The 13,794-nt window shown below is 72.8% G+C and carries 12 protein-coding genes; 6 read left to right on the top strand and 6 right to left on the bottom strand.

All coding sequences use genetic code 11. The features are described 5' to 3' along the window. Positions 1-4: 4 nt before the first annotated feature. Positions 5-886 (bottom strand): CPBP family intramembrane glutamic endopeptidase, encoded by an 882-nt coding sequence (locus tag ACWCSV_RS07055; protein WP_451139299.1) that lies wholly within the window; start codon positions 884-886, stop codon positions 5-7. A gap of 199 nt (positions 887-1,085) precedes the next feature. Here ACWCSV_RS07055 and ACWCSV_RS07060 point away from each other — a divergent pair, with 199 nt between their 5' ends. Together ACWCSV_RS07060 and ACWCSV_RS07065 are read left to right on the top strand one after the other, a co-directional pair. Next, positions 1,086-2,051, top strand: coding sequence for a hypothetical protein (locus ACWCSV_RS07060; RefSeq protein WP_451139301.1), 966 nt, complete (start codon positions 1,086-1,088; stop codon positions 2,049-2,051). 118 nt (positions 2,052-2,169) lie between these two features. Beyond that, the gene (locus tag ACWCSV_RS07065) at positions 2,170-2,529 is read left to right on the top strand and encodes a hypothetical protein (protein WP_451139303.1); all 360 of its coding nucleotides are present in this window, start codon (positions 2,170-2,172) and stop codon (positions 2,527-2,529) included. Here the strand turns inward: ACWCSV_RS07065 and ACWCSV_RS07070 are convergent. Next, positions 2,519-2,713, bottom strand: coding sequence for a hypothetical protein (locus ACWCSV_RS07070; protein ID WP_451139305.1), 195 nt, complete (start codon positions 2,711-2,713; stop codon positions 2,519-2,521). The genes ACWCSV_RS07065 and ACWCSV_RS07070 overlap by 11 nt on opposite strands. A 62-nt stretch (positions 2,714-2,775) precedes the next feature. Here ACWCSV_RS07070 and ACWCSV_RS07075 point away from each other — a divergent pair, with 62 nt between their 5' ends. Next, a complete protein-coding gene (locus tag ACWCSV_RS07075) occupies positions 2,776-3,918 on the top strand; it encodes a serine hydrolase domain-containing protein (protein WP_451139307.1) in 1,143 nt (380 codons plus the stop codon). Between the two features lie 40 nt (positions 3,919-3,958). Here the strand turns inward: ACWCSV_RS07075 and ACWCSV_RS07080 are convergent, their stop codons facing one another. Further along, complete coding sequence (locus ACWCSV_RS07080; protein WP_451139309.1) at positions 3,959-4,933, bottom strand: hypothetical protein; 975 nt, start codon at positions 4,931-4,933, stop codon at positions 3,959-3,961. 267 nt (positions 4,934-5,200) lie between these two features. On the opposite strand from ACWCSV_RS07080, the gene ACWCSV_RS07085 reads away from it, so the two are divergent. Genes ACWCSV_RS07085 through ACWCSV_RS07095 form a run of 3 tightly spaced genes read left to right on the top strand, consistent with a single transcriptional unit; the run spans position 5,201 to position 11,921 of the window. Next, complete coding sequence (locus tag ACWCSV_RS07085) at positions 5,201-5,728, top strand: sigma-70 family RNA polymerase sigma factor (protein WP_451139311.1); 528 nt, start codon at positions 5,201-5,203, stop codon at positions 5,726-5,728. Beyond that, complete coding sequence (locus ACWCSV_RS07090) at positions 5,725-7,308, top strand: hypothetical protein (RefSeq protein ID WP_451139313.1); 1,584 nt, start codon at positions 5,725-5,727, stop codon at positions 7,306-7,308. Before ACWCSV_RS07085 ends, ACWCSV_RS07090 begins: the two co-directional genes overlap by 4 nt. A gap of 20 nt (positions 7,309-7,328) precedes the next feature. Next, positions 7,329-11,921, top strand: coding sequence for an FtsK/SpoIIIE domain-containing protein (locus ACWCSV_RS07095; RefSeq protein ID WP_451139315.1), 4,593 nt, complete (start codon positions 7,329-7,331; stop codon positions 11,919-11,921). Positions 11,922-11,991: 70 nt separating this feature from the next. Here ACWCSV_RS07095 and ACWCSV_RS07100 read toward each other — a convergent pair whose 3' ends face one another. The 3 genes from ACWCSV_RS07100 to ACWCSV_RS07110 form a co-directional block, all read right to left on the bottom strand. Further along, positions 11,992-12,327 (bottom strand): hypothetical protein, encoded by a 336-nt coding sequence (locus tag ACWCSV_RS07100; RefSeq protein ID WP_266712146.1) that lies wholly within the window; start codon positions 12,325-12,327, stop codon positions 11,992-11,994. Positions 12,328-12,381: 54 nt separating this feature from the next. Then, positions 12,382-12,693, bottom strand: a complete 312-nt coding sequence (locus ACWCSV_RS07105; protein ID WP_266712148.1) for a hypothetical protein — start codon at positions 12,691-12,693, stop codon at positions 12,382-12,384. Between the two features lie 75 nt (positions 12,694-12,768). Further along, positions 12,769-13,731, bottom strand: a complete 963-nt coding sequence (locus ACWCSV_RS07110) for a serine/arginine repetitive matrix protein 2 (protein ID WP_266712150.1) — start codon at positions 13,729-13,731, stop codon at positions 12,769-12,771. Between the last annotated feature and the right edge of the window lie 63 nt (positions 13,732-13,794).

Raw genomic sequence — 13,794 nt, forward strand, 5'->3', positions numbered from 1 at the left:
CCGCTCAGTGCCGGCCGGGACGCCGGGGCCGCAGGCCGCCACTCCGGCCGGCGAGGACGAGCATCGGAACGGTGAGCAGCGCACTGATGAGGATCGGCACGATCGACGTCTCCAGACCGAAGGCGCCGCCGTTGAGCAGGGCGGAGCCGTGGGTACCGACCGTGAACAGGCCCTGGGGAGTCTGCCCGGAGACCGGGATGCCCAGCAGCTGCTCGGCGGTGTTCCAGGCGAAGTGCAGACCCGCGACGAACCAGATGCTACGCCGCCACAGGAACGCGGCCCCGAGCATCACGCCCGCCTCCACGGCGATGGCGAGCGCGCTCCACGCGTTCGCTCCAGGAGCACCGAGGTGGGCGATGCCGAAGAGCAGTCCGGTGACCACGAGGGCGGTCCGGCTGCCCCACCGCTGTTCCAGGGCCTGGAGGGCGAACCCGCGAAACATCAGCTCCTCGGTGACGGCGGCGCCGGTCTGCACCATCGCCGCGGACAGGACGATCGAGAAGAAGCCGTTGCCCGCCCAGGAGAACGAGTAGCCCCCGAACGCCGCGATCAGGAGGGTGGAGACCAGGACGAAGCCCAGCCCGAGCGCGCCGCCGCGCAGCGCCTCCCGGCCGGCACCCTGCCGGGCGACCTCGGGTACGGAGCGTCCCGCGACCCGGCGCATCACCAGCCCGTACACGGCGACCGCGGCGACCGCGCCCAGAGCCGGCACCGGACCGGGGCCGGTCGCGGTCAGCGCCGAGACCACGCCGACACCCGCCATGCCCGTCAGCATCCAGCCGAGCGGAGAGCGGCGGACCCGGCCGAGACGGCCACCCCGGCCGCCGCCCTTCTCGTCCGGGCGGGACCCTGCGTCGTCGTGCTGTGCGATGGACGGTGTGTTCATCATGAGCTCCCTGGGGCGACGGCCACTCCGACGGCGACCGGTCTGACGACCACGTTAGAAATCCGCCGGCCCGCGCGAATCACCCGCGCAGGGACGGTCCGGGTAGCTCTCATGGGGGATGTGCGACGCCCGTCGGCCGGCTCCGGCCGTGGCAGGATCTCTCCGGACCGTCAACGCGACGGCCAGGGGGAGGACTTGCATGTCGATCGACGCCGGCGACTTCGCGGCCCGGCTGAAGGCCGAACAGAACGATCCGCGCCGCGAGGAGCGGCTACGGCAGGACCGCGCGAGGCGGCGCCGCACCATCGGGCTCTGGGCAGGGGCGGGGGTGGTCCTGGCGGGTGGGTTCGCCTTCTGGCTGTCCGACGTCATGGGCGGTGAGCGGCCCGCGAACGAGCCGTTCGCGGCAGGGGCCCTCGATGAGGCGCTGTGGCCCGATGAGTGGCCTCTCACCACGGCCATACCCTTCCGGGGCTCCCCTGCGGATTCCTGGGACCGCGCCCATGTGCCGAGCGGCGTTCCGTCGCCCGAGGCCCGCCCGGTCGGCGAACTCGGCGAGGAAGAGGTGACCGCGGACCTGTCCGCGGTGCGCGACTTCGTGTGGGAGGCCAACGCCTCCCCGGAGGTACTGACCGGCGAGCGCCCGGCGAGGGCTCTCGCGTTCCTCGCGCCCGGCGAACCCTCCTCGCGTGAGCTGGAGGCCGCTCTCGCCGGCCCCGCGCAGGGCCGCGGTCCGCTGGAGACCCTCACCCGCTTCGACCCCGCCGAAGTCGTCGTCCTGGAGGGCCCCAGGGTCAAGGGCTCGATGACGTACGAGGCCGCACCGGGCGGGGACCTACTGGTGCACGCCGACTACACCTTCGTCTACGCCGTCACGAAGACCGAGGGCGGCTGGGAAGTCCGCCCCTACCGCGAGGAAGTGGCCAGGGTGGTCGTGCGGCGCCGGCTGAGCGCGACCGTGCGCGAGGGGAAGCTCGTGCTGGGCCCTTCCACCTACGTGATCGGCAACGACGCATGTCCCACCCAGGGGGACGGGTTCATCCACCCGCTCTTCTCCAAGGAGGCCGCCAAGGTGAAGGACGCCAAGCGGTTCGACCCCTACGCACCCGGAACGCACCTCGCCACCGCACCGGCCGGAACCTGCCTCATGCCCACCCGCACCTGACACCACTCCCCGCACCGGACGACGGTCCCCGCACCGGACGCGACAGGCCGCCTCGTACGCCCGCGGCGCGAAAAACGCCTGTGGGTACACCGGCCCTCTCACGCGGCATGATGACCTCATGGCGCATCTTCCCTCCCGCACCGTCGGGGGTTCCTCGCTCTCCCTCTGGTCGAAGAACTCGTTCCTGTCCATCGGCTCCGTCGGTTCCGTGCTGTCCATCGGGTCGGTCGGCAGCGCGCTGTCCGTCGGGTCCATCGGCTCCTCCCTGTCCGCCGGCTCGGTCGGCTCCATCATGTCCCTCGTTTCGCTGGGGTCCATTCAGAGCACCGCGAGTGCGCTGTCCATCCAGGCACGGCGCTCCGCGATGACCGTCGGCCCCTACCGCGTGATCAGCTCGCGAGGAACGCTCGCACTGCTCGGATCGGGCGCACTCGCGCTTGCCGGCGCGCTCGCCCTGCACACACGTATCAAGCGGTGACCGGTCCGACGTCATCGATCGCGAGGAGGACGGCGGCGCGACCACCGCCGTCCTCGGAGCAGGAGCGGTCGCTGCCCGCCGTACGGTCGGCAGCCGGGCGGGCGGAGCCCGGCATCTGGCCCAGGTGCCGGCGGAAGGGCTGGGGCGAGGGAGGGCCGGACAGGTTCTTTACCTCGTGCGGCACCTGGGAGAGGGTGAACGCGGCCCGCCACGACCGGGCGGGCGGCCGACTCCGGGGGGCACCGCATGACGTACGACATCACCGTGCACGGGGCCGTCGCGCCCGGCTTCGAGGAGGTACGCGACACCTTCGGGGCGGTCCTCGCCGAGGACACCACCGAGCCGGGCTCCCAGCTCTCCGTTCGTCTGCGCGGCCGGACCGTGGTGGACCTGTGGGCGGGCGAGAGCATGGAGGCGACCTCGCTGCTCCCCGTCTTCTCGTCCACCAAGGGGGCTGCGCACCTGGTCGTGGCGCTGCTGGTGCAGGACGGCACGCTCGGACTGGACCGGACGGTCGCCTCGTACTGGCCGGAGTTCGCCGCCGCCGGTACGAACACGCTGACCCTGCGGGAGCTGCTCGCACACCGCAGCGGGCTGGTCGGCGCTACCCCGCGCTTCACCGACGAGGAGCTGGCCGACGACAGCCTGGTCGCCGAACGGCTCGTGCGGCAGGAACCGTTCTGGAAGCCGGGCGCGGCGTACGGCTACCACGCCGTGGTGATCGGCGCGCTGACCGGCGAGGTGGTGCGGCGGGCCACCGGCCGTTCGATCCAGGAGCTGTACGAGGAGCGGGTCAGAGCGCCGCACGGGGTGGAGCTCTACCTCGGTCTGCCCGGGGCGCTCGAACCCCGCTTTGTACCGGTACGGCCGATGGCGCCGACCCCGGAGCAGGCGGCGACCCTGACCGCCTTCCCCCCGGACCCTGAGGGCGTGTTCGCCGCCGCGTTCAACCTCCCGACGGACCTGGCCGGTTGGGGGAACCTGCCGGTTGTGCGGGCGCTCGGATCGGCGTCGGCCGGGGGTGTGGGCTCCGCGCGCGGGCTCGCCCGGATGTACGCGGCGGCCGTGGCCGGGGTGGACGGTGCGGCCCCGCTGCTGGCGCCGGACACCGCCACCGAGTTCGCGCGCCTCTCCTGGTCCGGCACCGACCTGGTCACGGGCGCACAGGACGCGTTCGGGCTGGGTTTCCGGCGGACGTCGGGCCAGCACCCGGTGCTGAGCGGGAGCGCGTTCGGCCACTCCGGCGCGGCCGGTTCGCAGGCGTTCGCCGACCCGGAGCTTGGCATCGCGTACGGGTACACCCGCCGCCGGTACGCCTACCCGGGTGGCGAGGCGCCCGAGAACACGCCCCTGGTGGAGGCGGTGGTACGGGCGGCCCGGGGAGCCTGACGGGGACTCGGGCCGCCGTGTTCGCACCGGCGGCCCGCGCTCACACCGTGAAACGTACGGCTTCCAGCCAGGAGTCGTTGTTCAGGGTGCCGCCGAATATGTAGTTCCCGGAGGCCTGGCCGATCGGCTTGTCACAGGCGAGGCCGCCCCAGCCGGACCGCACCCGGGCGCTCTGGCAGACCGCGCCGTCACCGACGTTGATGACGAAGCCGAGCATGTAGGGATAGTTCTTGGCCGTGCTGCCGATGTAGTTGTCGATCCCGTCGGCCACACCGTTCCAAGGGGTCTTCCACTCGTCATTGTGTACGAAAGCGTTGCCGGCGGTGCCCTTCGTACCGGACACCGCGATGTTCAGGGCCTTGATCTTCCTGCCCGTGATGCCGGTCGTACCGCCGTCGCACACCACGCTCTGCCAGCCGTTGCCCTCGACGTAGGCGCGGTAGCAGATGTGCCGCCCCGGCTGCCGCGCCGCCAGGCGCGACACGGTCAGGGCCGCGGTCTCCGGGACGGGGGCGGCCTTGGGAGCGGCCGCCGACGGCTTCGGGGTGGCGGGCACCGTCTTCTGCGGGGTGGGCGCGGCGGGGAGCGGGGGCTGGTAGGCCTGTGCGGGCGCGGCGGGCAGCGGCGGCGCCACCGGGGTGGGGGAGGCCTTCGGGGAGGGGGAGGCCTTCGGGGTGGGCGACGCCGAGGCCGCCGGGGTGGGGGAGACGACGACGGCCGGGGGCGGCGGGAGGGCGCGGGCGGCTGCCGCTTCCTGGCTGTCACCGAGGTCACCGGCGCCGTCGCCCGCCAGTGCGGCGGTGAGCGCGAGGGGCGCGGCCACCGCCGCGGCCGTCCAGCCCAGCGTCGTCCAGACGCGGCGTCCGGGGGCCATTCCCCGGGGCCCGCGGACGCGGCGGCGGCGGAAGGCGTCGGCGAAGTCCGGCCCGGCCGGGGACGGTCGGTCCGGGGTCGTCGGGTCCGGGGACGACCGGGGTTCCAGGGGCGGATTCGAGTGCTCGGACTGCGAGTTCATGGGGGTGCTTGGCTCCAGTCGACGGTCGCGGAGCGGGCAGGAGCGGATCGGGTCCCCCGCTGTCGGGATGTCCGCCGGCCGGGGGTCCGGCCCGGGGCGCCACCCTAACGCGGGTTTGTCGCCGCGAGTTTCGAGATCTGCAATGTTCTGAGCTTTTACTGAGCATCAACAAGCATCTGATGATCTACGTTGACTGAACGTCACCGTGAACAGACAGAACATGAGAGGGCATTCCCCCGTGCCCTTGATTCTCCGCCCCCTCGGGCGATGTGGAGCGAAACAGTGATCGATGCTCACGGCACATCAGATTCGTCCTCCCGGCCCGCCACGGCCGAGCGCCACCGGGCGTTGCTCATGAGGTTCGCGAACCGGCTCACCGGGGACCCGTACCGGGCCGAGGACATCGTCCAGGAGACCCTCCTGCGCGCCTGGAACCGGCCGCCGGCCACCGTGCCGGCCGACGACGAGCGGCTGCTCGCCTGGCTGTACACGGTCGCCCGCAACCTGGCCATCGACATGCACCGCCGCGACCGCGCGGTGCCCGTGGGCGCGTGGCCGCAGCAGCTGCTGAGCCGCGGCGGGGAGTGCGACCTGGCGGAGCAAGTGGTCGACCGGCACGTGGTGCGCAAGGCGCTGGCCCGGCTGTCGCAGGAGCACCGGGAGGTGGTCGTGCGGGTCCACCTCTGCGACCGCCCGAGGGACGAGACCGCCCGGGAGATAGGGATATCCCCGGGAACGGTCAAGTCCCGTACGCACTACGCCCTGCGGGCCCTGCGCAGGGAGCTGGCCGCGTGAACGGCGTCGACCCGATCCGCTGGATCTCCGACCACCGGGACGGCATCGTCCGGTGGACCCTCGTGGTGTGCGTGGCCTTCCTGCTCTTCCTGCTGGTCCGGCACTTCGCCATGAAGCTGGGCGGCTGGAAGGCGGCCGGCCGGCGCGTGGCGCGGGAGACCGCCCTCACCGGTGCGGCGTTCGCCTCCCCGGCGCGAGCCTGGCTGCGCTACCGCCGGGTGCTGCGGATCCTGGTACGGCGGCTCCGCTCGCCCGAGAGCTGGCGCGACGCCGAACGGGCCTTGTCCGCGGTGCGGCTCGCGGCCGCGCCCGCCGTGCCGTACGGGGTCCTCGTCGACGACCGGACGGTCACCGTCCTGCTGGCCGGGCGGCACGTCCCCCCGGCGCCCGAACCCTGGGTCGCGGAGGCCGACGTCGACCATCCGCCGCGCTGGACGGTCCTGCGGTCGGAGCTTCCCGCAGTGGTGCCGGAGGCGGGGCTGAACCGGCCGGTCGTGGTCGCGATCGGCGCCGAGGACGCGCCCGTCGGCCGGTGCGCCTTCCTGGACCTCGCGACGGGGCCGCCGACCCTGGCCCTGGACGGGGACGAGCGGGCCCGCGCGGCACTACTGCCCACCCTCGCCGCGCAGTTGGGGCGGCGGCTGCCGCCCGGGCAGACGGTCGTGGCCGAGGGCGTGCTGCGCGGGTACCCGGGCGAGCCGGTGCGGGAGGCGTACCGCAGGGCCAGGGAGACTCCGGCCCGGCTGGGCACGCCCCCGTTCCTGGCGGCGCGCGAGCTGCCGGACCCGCTCCCGCCCGAGATGGCGGGGCCCCCGGCGGCGGTGCCCGCGCTGCGGGTGCTGGTCCTCGGCTCCGGACGCGGATACGTACGGCGGCTGCACGCCGACCGGTACGGGCAGCTCGCGCTCCCCGGCACACCGCTGCTGCTGCTGTCGCACGCCCTGCCGCGCGCGGTGTCCCGCACCTTGAAGCGGATCCCGCCGGTGCATCCGCCCGCCCCCTCGGCGGACGGGATCCGGCCGCTCTTCGCGGAAGAGGACGAGGCCGTCCCCGCAGGGCTGAGCGAGGCCGACCCGGATGAGGGCGTGCCGACCGCGGCCCCCGCCGCCCGGGAGACGCGGCGCACGGCACCGAAGACCAGCGAGACGCCGGCCGGGCCCACCCCCGTTCCGGCCGGCGTCTCGCTGCCCACCCCGCGGCCGAGGGCCGGCGCAGGCCCGGAGACGCACCCGGCCCCCGGGACCCCGGCCGGCCAGGAGCCGGAGCACGCGCGCCCTCCCGCGCCGGCGCCCGTACACGGCGGGCCGGGGCGCCCGCCGCAACCCGGCACCGACGGCCTGGTACCACCCGTCATCTGGGCCGGCTCCGACCCTGACCCGGGAGCCTGGTCCGGGCTGGCCGGTGACCCCGGTGACCCCGGTGACCCCGGTGACCCCGGTGACGCCGCCGGACCGGACGGGTCCGACGGGCCGGGCGGTCCCGGACCCCACGGGCCGGGCGGGGAGCCGGGCGGGGAGCCGGGCGGGGAGCCCGATCCGGATGCCGGCGTGCCCTCCGCCCCGCCCCCACGACACCGCTGAAAGCCACCGCAAGGAGTGCCGTGAGACTCACCCTCTCCACCGTCGACGCCCGGGGCCACCGCGCGGACCACCTGCTGGACCTCCCCGAGGGCGCCGACCTCGCCGCCCTCGGCGAGGTGCTGGGATCCGCCGAGCTGTATCTCGGGAGCAGCCCGCTCCACCCCGACCTCCCCGTGCGGGGCAGCGGACTGCGCGAGGGCTCGGTGGTCGGCCTGGGCGTCCCGGTGCCCTCCCCGGCAGGGGCGTCCGAGGCGTGGCGACCGCCCGCCTCCGACCCCGCCCTCGTCGAGATCCAGCACGTCGGCGGACCGGGCGCGGGCCGGGTCTGGCGGCTCGGCCCCGGTGACCACGAGGCCGGTACCGACCGCGGCTGCGTCCTGTGCCTGGACGGCGGCGGGGCGCCCGCGCGGGGCACCTGGATCACGGTGGGCACCGACGGGCGGGTGACCCTGCGGCTCGCCCCCGGCGCGGACGCCGGGTGCGGGCTGCGCAGTCTCACCCCGCCCCCGCCGGTCGACCCGACCACCGGCACCCCGCTCACCGCCGAGGAGCCCGCCGGCCCGCAGGACGGCGGCCCCGGCGGTCACACGCCGGAGCCCGCCCCGCCGGGCCCCGACGGCCACCCCGTCCCACCGCCGCTGCCGCCCGTCGGGAAGCTGCCGGTGCCGGACGACGGCTCCGTCGAGTGGCCCGCGTACGCCGACCTGTCCCTCGGTGACCACCTGCTGCGCCTGAGCCGGCCCTTCGAGGCGGACGCGGCCGTGAACCGGGCCGCCGACGGCGTGGGCATCGAGTACAACCGGCCGCCGCGGATCGTCCCGCACCTGGACACCGAGTCGATGACCATGCAGGGCCCGCCCGCCGACAACACCAAGCGGCCCTTCCCGTTCCTGATGATGATCTCGCCGCTGATCATGGGCCTGGTCATGATGTTCCTCTTCCACAGCCTGTACTTCGTCGTCTTCATCCTGCTGACGCCGCTGATGGCCGTCGGCAACTGGGTCTCCGGCCGGCGCACGGGGCGCAAGCAGTACGAGGAGAACCTCCGGATCTACCTGGTCCGCCGCTCCTGGACGGAGCTGGAGATGCGTCAGGCGACCATCGACGAGAGGAAGCTGCGGGCCGACACCTTCCCCGACCCGGCCTCGGTGCTGCTGACCGCCTCCGGGCCCGGCAAGGGGCTGTGGCAGCGGCGGCGCCGCGACCCCGACCACCTCACCCTGCGCGTCGGCACCCTGACCCGGCCCTCGCTCAAACGCATCGACGACGGCGCCCGCGACGCCAACCACCGCCAGGTGCACTGGCGGATCGCCGACGCCCCCTTCGGCATCGAACTGGCCGAGCACGGGGTCGTCGGCATCAGCGGTCCCGGCGCCGCCCCGCGCACCCTGGCCGCCTGGGCCGTTGCCCAGGCGGCCGTCCTGCACAGCCCCCGCGACCTGCGGATCGTCGTCCTCACCGACCGTGAGCACGCGGAGTCCTGGAACTGGGTGCGCTGGCTGCCGCACCTGCGCTCCACCCGCCCCGGCGCCGCCGTCGTCAGCCTCGGCAACGACCCGGAGAGCACCGCGCACCGGGTGAACGAGCTGATCGGTGAGATCCAGAACCGCTCGGACAACAACACCTCCGCCCTGAGCCGCTCGCTCCAACGGGAACCCGACATCATGGTCGTCCTGGACGGCGCACGCAGGCTCCGCGACGTCCCGGGCGTGGTCCACCTGCTCACCGCCGGGCCCGCCGCCCGGGTGTTCAGCCTCTGCGTCGACGAGCGCGAGCGGCTGCTGCCCGAGGAGTGCACGGCCGTCGTCACCACCACCGGCAACCGGCTGACCGTCCGTACCTCCGGCGTGCCTGCCGTCGAGGACGTCCGGGCCGACCAGGTCGACACGACGTGGTGCGAGGAGGTCGGGCGGGCCCTCGCACCGCTGCGCGACGTCACCGTCGACAGCGACTCCGGACTGCCCGAGGACGTCCAGCTGCTGCCGCTGATCGGCCACGAGCCGCCGGACCCGGCCGCCTTCGCCCGGGCTTGGGCCCGCCGGCCCGCCACCAGCTCCTTCGTCGTGGGCTCCGGATACGACGGCCCGCTCACCATCGACCTGGTCCGCGACGGGCCGCACGGCCTGATCGGCGGCACCACCGGCTCCGGCAAGTCCGAGCTGCTCCAGACCATGATCGCCTCGCTGGCCGCCGGCAACCGGCCCGACGAACTCGCCTTCGTCCTGGTCGACTACAAGGGCGGCAGCGCCTTCCGCGAATGCGACCGGCTGCCGCACACCCTCGGCATGATCACCGACCTGGACGGGCACCTGGTCCGCCGGGCCCTGGCCTCGCTCGACGCCGAGCTGCGGCGCCGGGAGATCCTGCTCAACGAGGTGGAGGCCAAGGACCACACCGAGTACCGGGCCAAGCGGTCCCGTGACCCGAGGCTCCCCGCACTGCCCCGACTGCTCATCATCATCGACGAGTTCGCCACCGTGGTGCGCGAACTACCCGAGTTCGTACCCGGCTTGATCAGCCTGGCCCAGCGCGGCCGTTCGCTGGGCCTGCACCTGGTCCTCGCCACCCAGCGGCCCGGCGGATCGGTGAGCAACGAGATCCGTGCCAACACCAACCTGCGGATCTCCCTGCGGGTCACCGACCGCTCCGAGAGCCAGGACATCATCGACGCCCCGGACGCCGCCGGTATCTCGGCGAACCATCCAGGCCGGGCCCTGGTCCGGCGCGGTTCGGCCGCCCCGGTGCCCTTCCAGACGGCCTACGTGGGAGCCGAGCGCGGAGGCGCCGCCCCCGACCCGGCGGCCGTCCCCGACCGTCCACTCCGGCCGATCCGGAGCTCCGAACTGACCTGGCAGCGCCTGGGCCGGCCCCCGGCCCTGCCCGAGCACTCCGACGACGACCCCGAGGCGATGCCGGGACCCGCCCCGGAGGAGCTCCCCACCGACCTGAAGGCCCTGGTCGACACCCTGATCGAGGCCACCGGGCGGTTGGAGGACTTCACCCCGCAGCCCAGGCCCTGGCTGCCGCCCCTGGACGAGAAGATCGCCCTGGAGGAGCTGCCCGCGCCCCCGGAGCCCGCGGAGGGCGAGCTCCCGGCGGTCCCGTACGCGCTCCTCGACATCCCCTCACTCCAGCAGCGGCGCCTCGGCGCCATCCAGTGGTCGGCCTTCGGGCACCTCTACATCATCGGCGCCCCGCGCTCCGGCCGCACCCAGGTGCTGCGCACCATCGCCGGATCCACCGCCCTGTGCATCGAGAGCGGCGACCTGCACATGTACGCGATCGACGCGGCCGGCGGCGGCCTCGCGGCACTGGAGGCCCTGCCGCACTGCGGGGGCGTGGTCTCCCGCCACGACACCGAGCGGATGGAGCGGCTGATCAACCGCCTGGTCGCGGAACTGACGATCCGTCAGCGTCTGCTGTCACAGCACGACTGCGCGGGCATCAACGAACTGCGCGCCAAACTGTCCGCGGCCCGGCGCCCCGCCCATCTGGTCCTCTTCATCGACGGCTGGGACGCGCTGAGCCAGCTCCTCGACGACTACGACGGCGGCCGGGTCTACTCCGACGTGGTGCGGCTGCTCCGCGAAGGAGTCGCGGCGGGCATCCACGTCATCGCCACCTCCGAACGCGTCCTGCTCGGGGGCCGTCTGGCCGCGCACAACGACAAGCGTCTCGTGCTCCGGCAGACCGACCCCAGCGACTACAACGTCGTCGGCATGGGCCGGAACCGGGTCCCCTCCCACGTGGCACCGGGCCGAGGCTGGCACGCGCCGGGCGGGGTCGAGGCGCAGATCGCGCTGCTGCCGACCATCTCGCCCGAGAGGCCCGACCAAGGCGACGCGCTGCGCGCCATCGGCAAGCAGGCCTGGGCACGGGAGAGCGAGGTGCCCTCGCAGAAGCGCCCGTTCAAGATCGGCGAGATGCCCACCCTGATCGGCTTCCAGGAGGCCGTCGACCAGGTCCCCAAGGCCCAACTTCGCCCGCTCTGGGCGCTGATGGGCGTCGGCGGCGACGCGGTCGGCCCGATCGGCTACGACTTCCAGGAGGGCGGCGGCTCCTTCGTCGTCGCGGGACCGCCCCGGACCGGCCGCAGCACCGCGCTCGCCGCGATGTCCGTCTCCCTGCTGCTCGGCGGCACCCGGCTGATCGTGATCACCCCGCGCGAGTCACAGCTGCGCCGGCTCGCCGCGCACGACCTGGCCCACGTGTTCCGCGAGCCGGACCCCTCCAACGAGGCGCTCACCGAAGCCCTGAACGCCGTCGCGGGACAGCCGGTGGTCGTGGTCGTGGACGACGCGGACCTGCTGCTGGCGGCGGACGCCGACCGCACCCTGCGGCAGGTGGCCACGTCCGGGCGGGACCACCTGCAGGGCCTGCTGCTGGCCGGCCTGCCGGAGTCGATGCACTCGCTGGGCTGGGTGGGTACGGCCCGCCGGGCCCGGCGCGGGCTGCTCCTCGGCCCCAAGAGCCCCGGCGAGGGCGACCTCATCGGGTCCCGCATCTCCGGCGACCAGATCCGTACACAGCTGGGGGCGGGACGCGGCTGGACGGCGGGCGAGAACGGCAGCGCCATCGCCGTGCAGGTGCCGCTGACGGTCCTGGACGCCTGAGGATCGCGTCGGCGTCGAAGGGCCGGGCCGCCCGGCCCGGCCCTTCGACGTACGTCTCACCCGGGGGGCATCACTTCTGCGCGGCCGCCTCGGCCTGCGCCTTCTTGATCTCCTCGACGATCTGCGAGTCGGACTGCCCCATCGACTCGGCGATCTTCTTGAAGTTGTCCGCGTACGAGGCGATGTTGGCCGCGGAGGTCTTCATCTGCTTGCTGAACTCGTTGTAGGCGTCCCGCATGACGGGGCTCGCCTTCTCGAAGACCAGGCCGTTCTGGAGCAGACCGCTGACGGTGCCCTCCAGCGAGGTCAGCTCGTTCGATATGTCCGTGAGCTTGTTGCCCATGGTGGTACAGCCGCTGAAGATCTCGTCGTAGTCGAATACGACGTCGTCATTGCCGACAGGCATCCTGACAGCCCCTTCTGTTGTGTGTCCCTGCGTCGTACGAGGCGCGGTGGCCCATCAGTTGCCGCTGCTGTTGACCTTCTCGGCCAGGTCGGCGTCCATGCCCTGGACCGACTCCTTGATCGCCTGGAACTGCTTGGCGTAGCCCTTGATGGATTCCGTCGCCTGCGTCAGGGCGGTGTTGAACTTCTCGTACTGCTGCTGGAGAGCGGGGCTGCTCTTCTCCAGGACGAGGAAGGTGGACAGCAGACTGTCCACCTCCTTCTTGGCCTCCGTCATCCGGGGCACCAGGGTGACGTCGACGCTGGTGTTGAGCATGCCGGCGACCCGGTCGATCTCGGAGTAGGAAAGGCGGATGTTGGCTACCACGAGTGGTTCTCCCTCTGTCGGTCGGAGCTTGGACAGGTGCTGCGGGCGGAACCGCGGGCGGAACCGCGGTGCGCGTCAGGCGTAGGTGTACGAGTAGTCGTCCTCCTCCTCGACGACCTCCTCCCACTCGGCGGTGGGGCCCGAGCGGGTGTACTGGGTGGTCTCGTCGTCCTGGACGACCTTCATCGTCCCGGAGCCGTCGTCGTTGATCACCACCGTCGAGGTGCTGGTCTTGCCGTCGCCGCCGGTGGTGGTCACCGTGTAGTCGCGTGTGTCGTACGGCTTGCCGTCGCCGGGCGGGTCGACCATCTTCGGCGCGCCCTGCTCGTAGGTGGTGGACGTGGTGAACGTCTGCCCGTTGGTCTTGACGGTGGACGTCTCCGTGATGACGTTGTTGTCCTTGTCGAGGACCAGATCGACGTCGACGGAACCGGTCGTCGTCTCGGAGTGGTAATGGGTCGGCGGAGTGTCCGGCGGCTTGGGCGGCGCGTCGCCGGGCTTCAGCGGCGGGTCGTCCGCATCGCGCCACGCCTGGCACCAGCCGGGTGCGTCATCGGCGTTGCAGACCATGCGGATGCTCGCGTCGGGGTTCTTCTCGAAGTAGTCGGAGGCACCGATGCTCTTCAGGAAGTCGTCCCACTCCTTCTTGTCCTGCACCCAGTCGTCGTAGGCCTCCTTCTTGTTCTTCCAGTCCTCCAGCCCGATCGACTTGCCCATGACTCCGGCGCTGCCGCTGATCTGGGAGTCGGCGTCGAAGAACACGTCGGAGACACTCTTGAAGAGTTCGGCCAGTTCGTTCAGACCGTCCTTGGCCTTTCCCTGGCGCCTCTTCGAGAAGGAGTAGAAGTAGTTGAACTCCGCCGAGAGATTCGCGTTCCCGAGGATCCTGCGGCGCTCACTGGATTTCGCGTCGCCCAGGCTCTGGTAGGCGCCCTCGCCGGCGCCCGCTCCCGCCTGGGACGCCAGATCACGGAGCTTCGACTGGACCTCGTGGAGCAACCCGTAGTCGATGGCGAAGTCCGAGGTGATGTCGGCCATGGCCACCTCCTTCCTGCTCGTACCTTGCTTCGACCACGCTCCGGACCCCACTTCGGTTCAACC

The organism is Streptomyces sp. NPDC001770, assembly GCF_053596135.1.

Excerpts from the sequence above, each read along its gene's own strand:
- ACWCSV_RS07065 (WP_451139303.1), top strand. The coding sequence starts at position 2,170 with ATGGCGCATCTTCCCTCCCGCACCGTCGGGGGTTCCTCGCTCTCCCTC.
- ACWCSV_RS07085 (WP_451139311.1), top strand. The coding sequence starts at position 5,201 with ATGTGGAGCGAAACAGTGATCGATGCTCACGGCACATCAGATTCGTCC.
- ACWCSV_RS07080 (WP_451139309.1), bottom strand. The coding sequence starts at position 4,933 with ATGAACTCGCAGTCCGAGCACTCGAATCCGCCCCTGGAACCCCGGTCG.
- ACWCSV_RS07075 (WP_451139307.1), top strand. The coding sequence starts at position 2,776 with ATGACGTACGACATCACCGTGCACGGGGCCGTCGCGCCCGGCTTCGAG.
- ACWCSV_RS07055 (WP_451139299.1), bottom strand. The coding sequence starts at position 886 with ATGAACACACCGTCCATCGCACAGCACGACGACGCAGGGTCCCGCCCG.
- ACWCSV_RS07060 (WP_451139301.1), top strand. The coding sequence starts at position 1,086 with ATGTCGATCGACGCCGGCGACTTCGCGGCCCGGCTGAAGGCCGAACAG.
- ACWCSV_RS07110 (WP_266712150.1), bottom strand. The coding sequence starts at position 13,731 with ATGGCCGACATCACCTCGGACTTCGCCATCGACTACGGGTTGCTCCAC.
- ACWCSV_RS07100 (WP_266712146.1), bottom strand. The coding sequence starts at position 12,327 with ATGCCTGTCGGCAATGACGACGTCGTATTCGACTACGACGAGATCTTC.